This window comes from Desulfatiglans anilini DSM 4660 (genome assembly GCF_000422285.1).
Lineage (GTDB): Bacteria > Desulfobacterota > DSM-4660 > Desulfatiglandales > Desulfatiglandaceae > Desulfatiglans > Desulfatiglans anilini.
Genome location: NZ_KE383814.1, coordinates 38,482 through 52,887, shown reverse-complemented (window position 1 = coordinate 52,887; position 14,406 = coordinate 38,482). Strand labels below are relative to the sequence as shown.

Genomic DNA, 14,406 nt, shown 5'->3' with positions numbered 1-14,406 from the left:
TCGATCCTATGTGCAACGCGGCCGCGAGGAGACCGCCACCAGACGTCTATACGTGGCCGAATCACGCCTGGTCCATCTCCCCGGCCTCGAACGAAACGATCTTGATACCCGCTTTCTCCGCCTTTGCAATCATCGCCTCGCGGTCGAACATCAAGGTCTTCCCTGCCTCCACCGCCAGGACGGCCGCCCGGAATTCGGCCATCAGCTCGATCGTCTGAAGACCCACCGTCGGCATATCGAAGCGCAGATCCTGCGTGGGCTTGGAGACCTTCACCACCACCGCCTTCTCACCGGCGATCACCCCTCCCCGGCGGATCGTAGCATCCGTCCCGTCGATGGCCTCGACCGCCAGAACGGCCTTCTCCCTCACAACCACACACTGGCCGATGTCGAGCCGCCCGAGCTCCTTGGCGATCCGCCATCCGCAGCGCACGTCTTCGAGTTCCCCCCGGGAGAGTTTCCGGCGCGTCAGGCATCCGCCCGGCGCCACCAGGCCCGGCAGAAACGCGGTCGAGGGCACGATCTCGATGCCGTCCTTCGCAAACTCGCGCGACACCGCCCGCAGGATATCGTCGTCGTGAAAGAGGGCAAGCTTCGAGGCAAGCGCCAGGCCGCGGAGGTCGGGCCTGATCCCCTCGAACATCCGCCGCTTGGTGATCGTGCCGGCCATCAGGGCCTGCCGCACGTTGTGCCCCTTCAGGGCCTTGATCACCTGCCCGAGCTGACCGAGCTTCACCCAGACAATCTCGTCCGCCGCGGCCTCGAGAGCCGGATCCGTCTCGCCCAAGTGGGCGACGGCGATCACCTTCAACCCCTTTTCTCTGGCGGCTGCGGCGGCCATGATCGGGAACCGGCCGCCCCCGGCGATGATCCCGATCACCGAGGCGGGTTCTTCGCTCATGACCATCCTCTCCACAGTCGAACGCCGCTTGCGCCCAACTTTCCGAAACCCGTTGCCGGGTCTTCTTCCTTTTCCTCGAAACGCCTCCGATCCAGGCTCAACGCAAAATACCCCGCTTCGAGCCCTCGAAGAAATTCAGCAACATCTCCAGCTCCGGGAAAGAAGGAATCTGTTCACGGACCGCCCGAATCCCCTCCTCGAACCTGCGCTTCTCCCGCCAGATGATCTGATAGGCCTTCTTGAGACCGTCGATCACTTCGCGGCTGAAACCCATCCGCGCCAGCCCCTTGCGGTTGATCCCATAGAGGCGGGCGCGCTCGCCGGCGGTGATCATGAACGGCGGGACGTCCCGGTCGATGCCCGATTTGCCGCCCAGAAACGCGTAGTCCCCGATCCTCACGAACTGGTGCACCGCGACCAACCCGCCCAGGATGGCGTGATCCCCTACCGTGATATGCCCTGCCAGTGTGGCGACGTTGGACATGATCACATTGTTCCCGAGAATGCAGTCATGGGCGATATGCGCATAGGCCATCACATAATTCTGGTCCCCGAGGATCGTTTCCCAGTGCTGCTTGGTGGTCGCCCGGTGGATCGTCACATATTCGCGGATGACGTTCTTGTCGCCGATATTGAGGCGGGTGTCTTCCCCCCGGTATCCGATATCCTGGGGTGCTGTCCCGATGGAGGAAAAGGGATAGATCCGATTGTCCCGGCCGATATACGTATGACCCTCGATGACCACGTGGGCCCCGATCTCGGTCCTGTCACCGACAAGGACATGCGGCCCAATCGTGGAATAGGGGCCGACCGACACATCGGTTCCCAGCTCGGCCCCCGCGCTTATGACTGCGGTAGGATGTATGTTCATGAGAATTCTTTTCTTCCGCCCCTCCTGAAGCGATGATGTCTTCCTTTTCCAGTCCGGCCCCTGGGCCTCAGCTGACGCTCGCCGTCATCTCCGCCTCGGCCGCCAGAACTTCACCGACGAAGGCCTTCCCCGCCAGCTTCCAGACGCGCGAACCGGCCCGCAGGGCCTCCACCTCGAAGCGCAGTTGATCCCCCGGAACCACCGGGCGGCGAAACTTCACCTTGTCGAGGGCCATAAAGAAGACTTGATCGAATCCCTTTGCCGCTCCTTCTTCTGCGGCGGAGCATCCGGCGAGCACACCGCCGGTCTGGGCCATGGCCTCGACGATCAGCACCCCCGGCATGATCGGCTTGCCCGGGAAATGCCCTTGAAAAAACGGCTCGTTGGCCGTCACATTCTTGTAACCCACAATCCGCTTGCCGGGCTCGAGTTCGGTGATCCGGTCCACGAGCAGGAACGGGTAACGATGCGGTAAAATCTGGATGATGTCTTCGTAAACGAGCGGCAAATCCATCGATCATGTCCTTTCTTTCACGAACGGAGCAAGCGCCTCGATCATTTTTTCGAGTTTCTTGACGCGCTCATTCAGTTGAGGCAGCCGCGCCGTCAAGGCCGCCATCCGCATGAACTGCCGGTGCGGCATCGCCGGCGATCCGTTGACGGCCTCGCCCGGCTCGATGGACCGCATGACACCGCTCTGGGAAGCCACCCTGGCGCCGTCTCCGATCTCGAGGTGGTCTGCGATCCCGACCTGTCCGCCGAGGACAACGCCCCGCCCGATCTTCACGCTGCCGGAGATCCCCGCCTGGGCCACCACAAGACTCCCTTCCCCGATCACCACGTTGTGCGCGATCTGCACCAGATTGTCGGTTTTGACCCCCTGCCGGATCCACGTCCTTCCAAGGGCGGCCCGGTCGATACAGTTGTTGGCTCCGATCTCGACCTGGTCATCGATCTGGACGATGCCGATCTGCGGGATCTTCACCGAATGACCGCCGTCCCGCACATAGCCGAAGCCGTCGCTCCCGATCACCGTTCCGGCATGCACGATCACATCGTTCCCGACAATGCAGTCATGCAGAACACTGACATTCGGATGCAGAACGGTCCGAGCCCCGATGCGCGCCCGCGCCCCGACGTAGACCCCCGGAAAGAGCACCGCATCCTCCCCGACGACGGCCCCTTCCCCGACAAAAACAAGCGGGTGGATGGATGCCCCGGGTCCGATTTGCGCAGACGAATGGATGCAAGCCTCCGGGCTGACGCCGGGATGCCGGGGCAGCGGCCTCTGAAACAGCGACGCGACCTTGGCGTAAGCCACCTGCGGATTCGCGACGATGACCTGAGGCCCTTCGAATCCGGCCGTCTCTTCGCGCACGATGACCGCCCCGGCCCTGGTATGGGCAAGCGCATCGGCATAGCGGACGTCGGCGAAGAAGCTGATGTCGCTTTCTTTCGCCGCGTCGAGAGCCTGGATTCCCGTAACGACACGCGCGCCATCCCCGCAGACGCGCCCTTCTACCCGGCGCGCAATCTCATTGACCTCTATCTGCAAATCGCCGCTCCTATCTGCATGCTGTCCTGAAACACCCTTCACTGTATATCCTGGCCGGCCCCGGACCATCGCCCCGGCCCGAACGCCGCAGCCAGCCCCGGCAAACGCCGAAAAAACCTTTTCTGCACGGCATCCGATGCGTCTATCTCTTCATCTGGTTATAGGCCTTGATGACTTCGTCCGTGATATCGACAGCGTTGTCGATAAACATGATGCCGGAGCTGCGCCTCTCGAAGATCATCTGATATTTATCGTTCTCCCCTATCCGCGTTACGACCGTTTCCAGATCCTGGAGGATGTCCTTCTTGGCCTCGGCTTCGGCCTTCCTCATTTCTTCGCTCAAATCGTCATACATATATTTGAATTCCCGCCCTTTGCGCTCGAATTCCTTCTGCTTGTCCTCCTTGGCATCCACGCTCAGCATCATGCTTTGCTTTTCGAGCTCTTCCTTCAACCGCAAGATTTCGTCCTGCTTCTCGTCCAGACGCCTCTGCATCTCATCCTTCTTCGTTTTCAGCTCCTGATAGATCTTCTTTCCTTCATCAGTCTCCTGAATACACCGCTGGAGATCGACGACACCTATTTTGTTGCCATTCGCAGCCATCGCTCCGGCATGCCACATCAGCACACACAGTAAGGCGCCCACCAAGCCAAACCTTCTCTTCAGACCAGTCATACGTCACCCTCCTTACAATTTGAACTGCTCCGGCGGATTTGTCTTTTCCATCCCTAGAAAAGCCCGCCGACCGAAAACTCCCACTTGCCGGATTCCTCGTCCCTCTGCGGGTCGAGATTCTTGCCGTACTCCAAACGGAGCGGCCCCATGGGCGAGTACCACCTGACGCCTACACCCGCCGAGGTCCGGAGACCGCTCACGTTCTCGCTGGGCTCGTAATCCGTCCAGACATTACCGGCGTCGAAAAAGACAAGCCCTACGACGCCCTGCTCCTTGATGAGCGGGAAACGGTATTCCACATTGTAGACCATCTCCCTTTCACCGCCGATCCGATCCCAGGTCACAGGATCCCACGGCGACACATCCCCGTAGTCAAAGCCGCGGATCGTATTGATGCCGCCAAGAAAGAACTTCTGGTAGACGGGCAACTTTCCGTCGCTGGGGCGATCCTGGATATACCCCCAACGGCCCTGCAGGAGCAGGACCGTGGACCACGGCATCGGGAAGTACCAGGCGGACCTGGCGACGTATTTCGTGAAGGCGACATCCCCCCCGAGCGGCGGGCCGGCCCACTCCACAGAGAGGCTGTTCACCGAACCCCGGGACGTGTCCCAGGGCTTGTCGCGGGAGTCGCGTTTGAGCCCTAACGTAAGACTGCTCGTAAGATTCCTGCCCTCCATGTCCTTTATGATAAAAGCCGCGTCCTCCGCCACATCGGTGATATTGGCGTCATCGTAGGTATACTGGACGAACCCGCGCGTATAACTGTCGAGCTTCACGGGAAACCCCAACGAAACGTTTCCGCCGAGGCTGTCCTTGTCGTATTCGTCCCACTCCCGATCCCATTTATAGGCATCCACCCCGAGAGAGAGCGGTTTGTCCAGGAACCATGGCTCCACGAAGCGAACATCGAACTCGGTCGAAATGCCGCCGAGCCTGACCGAGGCGGACAGTTTCTGGCCGTACCCCATAAAGTTTTCCTGCGCGATCTGAAACGCGACAAAGGCGCTGTCGACCGAACTGTAGCCGCCTCCAAAGCTGAAAGACCCGGTCGGACGCTCCTTGACCTTGATATCCAGGACCATCTGATCCTCCTCGGTCCCCTTTTCGGTCTTGACCTCTACGTTTTCGAAGTAGCCGAGACGGTTCAGATTTTCGTTGCTCCGCTTCAGATTCCTCCCGCTGAAGACCTCGCCTTCCACCACCTCGAGCTCCCGCCGGATGACCTTGTCGCGCGTGATCGTGTTGCCCGAGATATCGATTCGCTCGAAGCGCACCTTGGGTCCTTTCGTGATCCGGTAGGTCACATTGACGAGGTGCTCGGCATCGTTTTCCGCGGTCAGGGGCGTAACCTCCGCATAGGCGAAGCCTTCATCGTTGTAAACATCCACCAGGCTCAGGATGTCTTTGCGCACGACCTCCCGGTTGAAATAAGGCTCTTTGCCGATGGCAACCCGGTTCAACAATTCCTCCTCGGGCCGGATCATCTCGCCCTCGACGCCGACCTCGTTGACCTTGTACCGTTCGCCCTCGAAGATGTCGATCGTCACCTGAAGCCCCTCCAGCTTCTCGTCATAAGCGATCCTTGGCTGCCCGACGCGCGCCTTGATGAACCCTTGGTTATGGTAGGAGGCGGTCAGCTTGTGCGTATCGAACTCGAGCTTCTTCTCGTCCAGGACACCGGAATCCGTCACCCATGAAAACCAGCCCTTTTCGCTTGTTTCCATGAGATCCTTCAGATCCCCGTCCTTGTAGTAGGTGTTTCCGGTGAAGGCGATTTTCTTGATGTAGACCTTCTCTTTTTCATCCACCAGATAGGTCAACTGCACCTGATTGCCGGGGAGCGACTCGATCCGGTAATCCAGAGCGATGTTGTAATATCCTTTCTTCCGATAGAATTCCGCAAGCCGGTTGATGCTCTGTTTGATCGCCGTTTCGTCGAGGATCGAAAAGGCGCGGATGCCGATCTCCTTGGTCAGGTCCTCCGAATTCACCTTTTTATTGCCTTCGAAAACGATCTTGCCGATCGATGGTTTCTCCGTCACCACGAATACGACGATCTTGCCGTTGGGGCCGTCCTCTGTCTCGATCTTGACATCGGTGAAAAACCCCATCTTGTAGATATTGCGCAGGTCCTTGTCCAGCTCGGCGTAGTCCAGCGTACTTCCCTTGCGCGTCGCCACATTCGCCAGAACGGCGGCGCTCTCGACCCGCTGATTGCCTCTCACCACCAAGGAATCCACCTGCACGGCGCCTGTGATCTGGTTGTAGATGCTCTTGGCGAGGCCGTCCGTCGTATCCGGCACAGCGTTCACGTTGTCGGCGACCATGTAGATCAGCGCGGGGGCATCGGGTTTGGCTGTATCCAAAATCTTGGCATCGATGCTGATGCGCTCTCCGATCTGGGTGAGGCTCCCGGCGACCACATATCGGACGCCCAGCTGCATGCCCGCACGGGCGAGGGCCTCAGCGCTCAAGGGCATGTCGAAGACCCCCGGATGCCGGTTGACCGCATCCGTGCCGAGGACCTCAAGCCCCCGGACAGCGATGCGTTCACGGATCATGCTCTGGAGCCCCGTCTGAAGATGCTGCAGCGATGCATCGGCATAGACCCTGAACGGCAGGACCGCCACCTTCCCATCCCCATCGCTCGCCAGCACCGGCGAGGCCAGCGGCATCAACGCCGCCAGAACAAAAACAAGACGGAGCACCTTGACAAAGCCAGCATTCCTGCTGCAGATCCCGGCCGACTTCAGCATCCCGAAAATCCCCTCAGCAAATCTTCCCATTGACGATCTCCATCCGCCTCGACATCTTATCCGCCAACCTCCGGTTATGGGTCACAATGACCATGGCCATGCCTTCTTCCCGATTCAAACGGACCAAAAGCTCGGACACATCCTCGCCGGTCTGGACATCCAAATTCCCGGTCGGCTCGTCGGCCAGGATCAACTTGGGCTCCATCAGGAGCGCCCTTGCAATGGCGACCCGCTGCTGCTCACCGCCGGAAAGCTCCCCCGCGCGGTGGTCCAGCCGCTCGGTCAAGCCGACCTTCCCGAGCGCTTCAATGCCCAGTCCAACAGAGCGCGACCTCGGCACCCTCGCGATGAGAGCGGGCATCATGACGTTCTCGAGTGCGTTCAGTTCGGGCAAAAGATGGTGAAACTGAAAAACGAATCCGATTTCCCTGTTCCGGAATCTGCAGAGGGACGCTTCATCCATCCCGTAGACGTCCACCCCATTGAACCTGACCTCTCCGCGGGTGGGCGGATCGAGGCTTCCCATCATGTGGAGCAGAGTGGATTTCCCGACGCCCGATGCCCCCATGACCGCCAGAGACTCGCCTGCTTCGAGCCTGAGATCCACTCCATTCAAAATGGCGATGCGTTTACCGTGATGCTCGAACGATTTGTAGATATCTCTTAGAACAAGCAAACCGGGACTCCTGAGGGCGGTTCTCACGCGGCCTATTCATAGCGAATGGCATGGATGGGGTTCAGGCGTGATGCGTGCCAGGATGGGTAGACCGTCGCGAGGAAAGAGATCATCACCGCCGCGCCGGCTACGAACAGGACGTCTCCCGGCTGGACCAGAACCGGAAGCTTGGATATGTAGTAGACATCCGCGGGCAGGTCGATGAATTGGTATCGCCCGAGGAGTTCGCACAACCCGAGTCCGGCAGCCAGGCCCACGACCGTTCCTACCAGACCGACAAGCAATCCCTGCAGCATGAAGATCGCCATGATGCTGCGTGCCGAGGCGCCCATCGCCCTCAGGATCGCCACATCCTTGGTCTTCTCCATCACCACCATTACGAGGGTGCTGATGATATTGAGGGCCCCCACCAGGACAATCATGGTCAGGATGATGAACATGGTCAGTTTTTCGAGTTTCAATGCCGCAAAGAGGCTCCTGTTCATCTGCTTCCAGTCTTTCGTCCAATAGGGAGGGCCCACGGCGGACTGCACCTCCCGGGCCAGCCGGTCGGATTGATCGGGGTCCTCGACCTTCAATTCCAGGCCCGTCACCTTGGCACCGATTCCGAGCAGATCCTGCGCCTCGGAAAGAGACACATACACCATGGAAGCATCGTATTCATACATGCCCGAATCGAAGATGCCGACCAGACGGTATTCCCGGGTGTTGGGCGCGCGCCCGAGCGGGGTGAGCTTGCCCTCCGGCGAAAGAACCGAGACCACGTCGCCAGTCAGGGCGCCCAGCTGGCGTGCAAGTTCCTTCCCGATTACGATCCCCGGCGGTTCGCCGGGCGCGGGATCGAGCTGATCCACGGATCCTCCGCGGATCATGTCGGGGATCGCGACCACCCTTCCGGCGGTGGCCGTGTCGATTCCCCGCAGGATGGCGCCCGAGGCGTTGCCGCGATGGTTCACCATCACCTGGCTGTAGATGAACGGCGTCGCCGCCATGACGCCGGGCACCTCCTCCACCCCTTTCTGAACAGCCTCGTGTCCGTCGAAGGGGCCGTCGTAGCTGAAGAGCAGGACATGGGAGTTGACCCCGAGTATCTTCCCGAGCAGGTCCTCGCGGAAACCGTTCATCACCGACAGGACCACGATGAGCGCCATGACGCCCACCATTACGCCCACCATGGAAATGACCGAGATGACGGAGATGAATCGCTCCTTGCGCTTCGTCCGCAGATAGCGGAGCCCGAGGAAAAGCTCGAAAAACATCGTCTACCGGTTTCTCATGTGGGGGAAGAGGATCACGTCCCGGATGGAAGGCGAGTCGGTCAGAAGCATGACGACACGGTCGATGCCAATGCCCTCCCCGCCCGTAGGCGGCATGCCGTATTCAAGAGCGGTCACGTAGTCCTCATCCATGAACTGCGCCTCTTCATCACCGGCCTCCCGCATGGCCACCTGCTCCTCGAAACGCCCCCGCTGATCCACCGGGTCGTTCAATTCCGTGAAGGCATTGGCGATCTCCTTGCCGCCGATGAACAACTCGAAGCGGTCGGTCAAACCCGGGTCCTCGTCGTTGCGGCGCGACAGAGGAGAAACCCCCGTTGGATAGCCGGAAACGAATGTCGGCTGGATCAGCTTCGGCTCCACCAGGACGTCGAACAGCTTGGTCAGCAGCTTGGCGTGCCCCTCCTTTTCCTGAACCGCGATACCCCGATGCTCGGCAAAGCGGACGGCCTCCGCCGCATCGTGCAGAACCGTCTCGGAAACCTCGCCGAGGTCTTTCAAGGCATCGAAAAGCGAAACCCTCTTCCAGGGCGGGGTGAAATCGATCTGTCCGCCCTGGTAATCGATGACGAGCCGCCCGAAGATCTGCTGCAGCACATGGGTGAACAGCCCTTCCGTAAACGCCATCAGGTCCTCGAACGTCGCATGGGCCATGTAGAATTCGAGCATGGTGAATTCGGGATTGTGCTTAACCGATATCCCCTCGTTCCGGAAGTTGCGGTTGATCTCGAAGACCCGGTCCATGCCGCCGACGATCAGCCGCTTCAGGTACAACTCCGGAGCCACGCGCAGATAAAAGTGCATCCCGAGGGCGTTGTGGTAGGTCTTGAACGGCCGCGCCGTCGCCCCGCCGGGGATCGGCTGCATCATCGGCGTCTCGACCTCCAGGAAGTCACGGGCCAGAAAATAGGCGCGAATCGATTGGATGATCCGGCTGCGGAGGTAGAAGACCTCCCGAACCGGGTCGTTGACAATCAGGTCCAGATAGCGTTGGCGGTAGCGGGTCTCCACATCCGTCAGGCCATGCCACTTTTCCGGCAGGGGGCGAAGGGATTTGCTCAGGAGCTTCAAGCCGTCGGCAAGGAGCGTCAGCTCGCCGGTCCGCGTGCGGAAGAACCGCCCCCACAAACCGAGGTAGTCCCCGATATCCATCAAACGGAAGATCTCGAAATCCCGCTCACTGACCTGGTCTTTCTTGACATAAGCCTGGATGCGGCCCGTGCCGTCCTTGATGTGGATAAACGCAGCCTTTCCGAAATCCCGCCAGGCTACGATGCGTCCTGCAAGGCTGTGCGCCTCTTCCGAGGCCTCCAGGGCATCCGCGTCCATGGGTCCGAACCGCTCCGCAGCCTCCACGATACGCATGGAGGGCCGGAAACCGGCCGGGTAAAGCTCCACGCCCATGGCCTTCAACTTCTCGGCCTTCTCGAGCCTCTCCTCGAACACCGTTCCACTCTTCGCAACCGCTTTTGCCACGCTCACCGCCTTGTCATTTCGGTATCGCCGGACTGTCCTCGCTTCCACCGAACAGCCTTCCCCATCATCCACCGCCTCGGCCAAAGGGGCGCCGCATTCATCCCGGCCCAAACCCGGACGGGGAACCCATGCAGCCGCCTGGATCGACCCACATGCCCCGAACTCGGCCCATCGCGCGAGCCGCATGCCATCAAGCCTGCCCCGGCCGTCGACCCGCCTCAGTCCGCTTCACGAAGCACCGCCCCCGCAGCCGGCTATCTCTTCGGAGGACTCTGTCCTGAAAATTAAACATTTATTTCTATTGGATTCCATGGGCTGAGTCAAGGCCAAAGACGAACAAGGCCCAGGCGGACGCATCCGCCACCCGGCCACGCATTCGGCTGTCCGTTTACAAAAGGCCTTGCAAAAAGTGTCTCCTGGATGGAAACTGAAACCCGGCCGGCGGGGCGGGCCCAGCCCCGGAGGGACAGACGGCCGCTATCTTGATTTCAGAAAGCGCTCGCATGCAACATCCTGCCACCACTCTCGACCATCCAAGACGTTTTATCGCGGGCTGGTTCATCGACGGAAGCGGCGCCCCGGCGCGCAGACAGGTCCTCGTGAGCATCGACGAAAACGGTTTGATCCGAAGGATCGAAGCGGGCGCCCCGGATTCCAGCAAGGCCGCCGGGACCACCGCGGATCTGCGCAGCTGTAGCATCCTGCCGCCTCTGATAGACAGCCATGTTCATCTCGCGCTCTCCAGCACGACGGATGAAGATGCGAGGCATCGGCAGCTCACAGCATCTTATACAGAGACCAAGCCCGTAGTCGACGCCCATATCCTCGCACACCTGAGCCGCGGGATCTTGGGCCTCCGGGATGGGGGTGACTACGGGGCCTATGCCTTGAGGTACAAAAAGTCCAAGTCGACCGACCCCTCTTTTCCGCTATACCTCCGCGCCGCGGGCCGCGCCTGGCACGCTCCGGGGCGCTACGGGAAACTCATCGGCCGAAGCCCCGCACCGCGGCAAACCCTGGCGCAAGCCATCACCATCGATCAGGATCCATCGGACCACGTCAAAATCGTTCAGTCGGGCCTGAACAGCCTCAAGGAATTCGGCCGTCAAACGCCGCCCCAGTTCAACCGGGCGGAGCTCGAGGAGGCCTTCCGCGCCGCCCGATCCCGGGGGCTGCGGATCATGGTGCATGCCAACGGAGTCCTCCCCGTGAAGGAGGCGATCGCCGCCGGCTGCGATTCCATCGAGCACGGCTTCTTCATGGGAGAGGCCAACCTCTGCGCCCTGGCGGAAAAAAGGATCACCTGGGTTCCAACCGCCGTCACCATGCAGGCCTACGATCGAAGCCTCCCTCCGCAAAGCCCTGAGCGGTCCGTCTGCCGCAGGAATCTCGAAGCCCAGAGCCTGCAGATCGAACGCGCTTACGCCCTGGGGGTCCCGATCGCAGCCGGCAGCGATGCCGGCAGCCTCGGCGTCCATCACGGCCGCGGGCTGATCGAAGAGCTGGCACTGCTCATGGAGGCCGGTCTGCCGGTCGAGGCGGCCGTCGCATGCGGCACATCACAGGCGGCCGCTCTTCTGGGTCTGCAAAACGATCTAGGGACCCTTGCCCCAGGCAGGCCGGCCACTTTTCTCGCGGCGGCCGGAAGCCCCGATGCGCTGCCCTTTTCGCTCAACGGACCCCTGGAGATCTACATCCGGGGCAAACGGCTGAAACATGTTTGAAAGAAAGAGGCCCCGGAACCTTGCAGCCTCCGCCCTGCAATCCCCGGCAGACCCGGATGAACCGGAACCCGCAGCCCCCTTCACCGGCCGGCTTCGAAACGCGCTCCGGCAACCCTCGCCCTGCCTGCGCGCTTGGCCGCATACAACTGTTCATCCGCACACCTTAAAACCGCCTCGTAAGACGGCGTGGCCTCTCCCGCCCCCGGTTCGCAGGCCGTAACCCCGAAACTGGCGGTCACATTCACCCCTTGGCCGCCGTGAAGCTCCATGGGGGTCTCCGCCACCTGCCCGCAGAGGCGTTCCCCCACCGCCAGGCCCGCATCGAGCGGCGTTTCGGGCAATACGATCAGGAATTCTTCGCCCCCGTAGCGGGCAACCCAGTCGATCCGGCTTCTGAGCCCCGCCTTCGCCCGACCGACAAACTGCCTGAGCACACTGTCGCCCGCCTGGTGACCGTAGCCGTCGTTCAGATCTTTGAAATGATCCAGATCGCAGAGGATGATCGATATCGGCCGCCGGTAGCGGTAAGCCCGCTCGATTTCCCCCGGGAGCATTTCATCGAGGTATTTACGATTGTAGCAGCCCGTCAATGCATCCGTAATGGTAAGCAGCCTGATCCGCTCGTTGGCCGCCTTGAGCGACCTTTCGAGCCGCAGAATCCTCTCACCGGTCTTGAGGCGCGCGATCAGCTCCGCCCGATGGAACGGCTTGGTCAAGTAATCGTCGGCTCCGGCCTCCAGGCCCCGGATGATATCCTCTTTGCCGTCCTTCGCCGTCAGAAGGACCAGGTAGACATAGCCTTCTTCATTCAGCCGGGCCCGGACGGCCCGGCAAAGTTCGAGACCGTCCATCTCGGGCATGACCCAGTCGGTCAGCACGATCGGATGGAAACGTTCTTCAAACAAGGCGAGGGCTTCATGCCCGTTGCGCGCCACCGTGACGTCATAGCCCGCCGTCTGCAGCATCCGCTCGAGCAGACGCCGTGACACGGTCTCGTCCTCTGCCACAAGAACGGCAAAAGGGTGGTTCGAGGAATCTCCTTCCCAGGCTTTATCAGGCATGGCTGCAAGCACCCCTTTCACTTTCGCGGCTTATGACAATCTTTTTCAAACGAAAGCCTCCAGCCCCGAAACCGCAGTCGGCCGGCGCTCTGCGAAGCCTCCGGGGCGACACTATAGCACCTTTCGTCCTCCCGGTGAACCCCGTTCGCATCCCGGAAACGCTGTCGGCGCGGCGGCGAAAGGCCGGCTTGACTTGCCGGTTTCGATTCCTCTATTATGTTTCGGTGTCCATTCGGAAATAATTTGCCACTAGAACCCCGTTTCCAATCCGGAAATGAGGATTTTTATATACGCCCTTCCGGTGCCCGGGCCCCCCTTCGGGGCGGGTCTCGGTCTGGCTGATATCAGGGAAATCAAACGTTTGTGCGGAGGCGACCTGCAGGTCGCTGCACAAGCAAACGCGCAGATTGACGCGGAGATTGGCCAAAAAGACCATTTCCGGATGGGAACCAGTTCGTCCTCAGGGACGCGAACGGACGGTGCATTCCCGTCCGCATCACCCATGAAAGCGACCCCATGACATGACCGAACCCGTCTCCTTCGACCTCATCCACATCGAGCAGGACCTTCCCGGTTTTGCACCCTTTTTCGGCGCCTGGCTCTGCGAAGGGCCTTTGAACCTGGTTATCGATGTCGGCCCTGCGCGAACGGCAGGCCGGCTGATCGCTTCCCTGCGGTCACGTGGTTTGGCCCGGATCGATTACGTGCTGCTGACTCACGTCCATATCGATCACTGCGGCGCACTCGCCGCCCTTCTCGAGGCTTATCCCTCTGCGAAGGTCATCTGCCACGCCGCAGGTCTTCCCTTCCTCGTCAATCCAGAGAAATTATGGAAGGGGAGCCTGGCTGTCCTCGGCGAACTGGCCGAAGCTTACGGTGCGCCCGGCCCGATCCGGCCGGAAAAACTGATCGCCCATCCGGAGGCCGCCATCGAGGGCCTGACGATCGCCGAAACCCCCGGGCACGCCCTGCATCACCTCAGTTTCCTTTATGGCGGCCGCTTGTTCGCGGGGGAAGCCGCCGGCAACTACTTCAGGGTCTCCGGACGGGATTACCTCAGACCGGCAACCCCGCCGCGTTTCTTCCTCGACGTTTGCCTTCGAAGCGTGGACACGCTCCTCGCTTTCGAGGACCAGCCCATCTGTTATGCCCATTGCGGCTGGAACGAGCATTCGCGGCCCTGGCTGACCGCTTTTCGCGAACAGCTTCTGCTGTGGGCGGACATCATCCAAGCCGAACTGCGGCACGGTGATCGAGATGTCCTGGACAGGTGCGTCCGTGCGCTGCTCGCAAACGACTCGAATCTCGACGCCTTCGAGGGCATGGACCCGCCCACCCAGGCCCGGGAAAGGACCTTCATAGCCAACGCCGTCAAAGGCTTCCTCGGCTATTTCTCGGCCGGCATCCAGGTATGAAAGGGCACCGCGCTC

Annotated in this window: 12 protein-coding genes; 2 read left to right on the top strand and 10 right to left on the bottom strand. The window is 60.8% G+C overall.

Features of this window, described 5'->3' with window-relative positions:
- Window positions 1–61 precede the first annotated feature (61 nt).
- From H567_RS0121550 to lysS, 9 genes are all read right to left on the bottom strand, one after another.
- The gene (locus H567_RS0121550; RefSeq protein WP_028322966.1) at window positions 62–901 is read right to left on the bottom strand and encodes an LpxI family protein; all 840 of its coding nucleotides are present in this window, start codon (window positions 899–901) and stop codon (window positions 62–64) included.
- 97 nt (window positions 902–998) lie between these two features.
- Window positions 999–1,772 (bottom strand): acyl-ACP--UDP-N-acetylglucosamine O-acyltransferase, encoded by a 774-nt coding sequence (gene lpxA, locus H567_RS0121545; protein WP_028322965.1) that lies wholly within the window; start codon window positions 1,770–1,772, stop codon window positions 999–1,001.
- Between the two features lie 67 nt (window positions 1,773–1,839).
- Window positions 1,840–2,286 (bottom strand): 3-hydroxyacyl-ACP dehydratase FabZ, encoded by a 447-nt coding sequence (gene fabZ / locus H567_RS0121540; RefSeq protein ID WP_028322964.1) that lies wholly within the window; start codon window positions 2,284–2,286, stop codon window positions 1,840–1,842.
- Between the two features lie 3 nt (window positions 2,287–2,289).
- Window positions 2,290–3,327 (bottom strand): UDP-3-O-(3-hydroxymyristoyl)glucosamine N-acyltransferase, encoded by a 1,038-nt coding sequence (lpxD, locus tag H567_RS0121535; protein ID WP_028322963.1) that lies wholly within the window; start codon window positions 3,325–3,327, stop codon window positions 2,290–2,292.
- Between the two features lie 142 nt (window positions 3,328–3,469).
- A complete protein-coding gene (locus H567_RS0121530) occupies window positions 3,470–4,003 on the bottom strand; it encodes an OmpH/Skp family outer membrane protein (RefSeq protein ID WP_084517739.1) in 534 nt (177 codons plus the stop codon).
- A 53-nt stretch (window positions 4,004–4,056) separates the two neighbouring features.
- On the bottom strand, window positions 4,057–6,792 hold the full coding sequence (gene bamA, locus H567_RS0121525; RefSeq protein ID WP_051185202.1) for an outer membrane protein assembly factor BamA: 2,736 nt from the start codon (window positions 6,790–6,792) through the stop codon (window positions 4,057–4,059).
- A complete protein-coding gene (locus H567_RS0121520; RefSeq protein WP_035255740.1) occupies window positions 6,776–7,438 on the bottom strand; it encodes an ABC transporter ATP-binding protein in 663 nt (220 codons plus the stop codon). Before H567_RS0121520 ends, bamA begins: the two co-directional genes overlap by 17 nt.
- 32 nt (window positions 7,439–7,470) lie before the next feature.
- Window positions 7,471–8,697 carry a lipoprotein-releasing ABC transporter permease subunit gene (locus tag H567_RS0121515; protein WP_028322959.1) on the bottom strand — a complete coding sequence of 409 codons (1,227 nt, stop codon included), beginning with the start codon at window positions 8,695–8,697 and terminating at the stop codon, window positions 7,471–7,473.
- A 3-nt stretch (window positions 8,698–8,700) separates the two neighbouring features.
- Window positions 8,701–10,191 carry a lysine--tRNA ligase gene (gene lysS, locus H567_RS0121510; RefSeq protein ID WP_435051128.1) on the bottom strand — a complete coding sequence of 497 codons (1,491 nt, stop codon included), beginning with the start codon at window positions 10,189–10,191 and terminating at the stop codon, window positions 8,701–8,703.
- 503 nt (window positions 10,192–10,694) lie between these two features.
- On the opposite strand from lysS, the gene H567_RS0121505 reads away from it, so the two are divergent.
- Complete coding sequence (locus H567_RS0121505; RefSeq protein ID WP_028322957.1) at window positions 10,695–11,915, top strand: amidohydrolase family protein; 1,221 nt, start codon at window positions 10,695–10,697, stop codon at window positions 11,913–11,915.
- Between the two features lie 80 nt (window positions 11,916–11,995).
- On the opposite strand, the gene H567_RS0121500 is transcribed toward H567_RS0121505, so the two are convergent.
- Complete coding sequence (locus H567_RS0121500; RefSeq protein WP_051185201.1) at window positions 11,996–12,976, bottom strand: diguanylate cyclase; 981 nt, start codon at window positions 12,974–12,976, stop codon at window positions 11,996–11,998.
- Window positions 12,977–13,497: 521 nt separating this feature from the next.
- Between H567_RS0121500 and H567_RS26630 the strand changes: the two genes are divergently transcribed.
- Window positions 13,498–14,391 carry an MBL fold metallo-hydrolase gene (locus tag H567_RS26630; RefSeq protein ID WP_051185200.1) on the top strand — a complete coding sequence of 298 codons (894 nt, stop codon included), beginning with the start codon at window positions 13,498–13,500 and terminating at the stop codon, window positions 14,389–14,391.
- Window positions 14,392–14,406 lie beyond the last annotated feature (15 nt).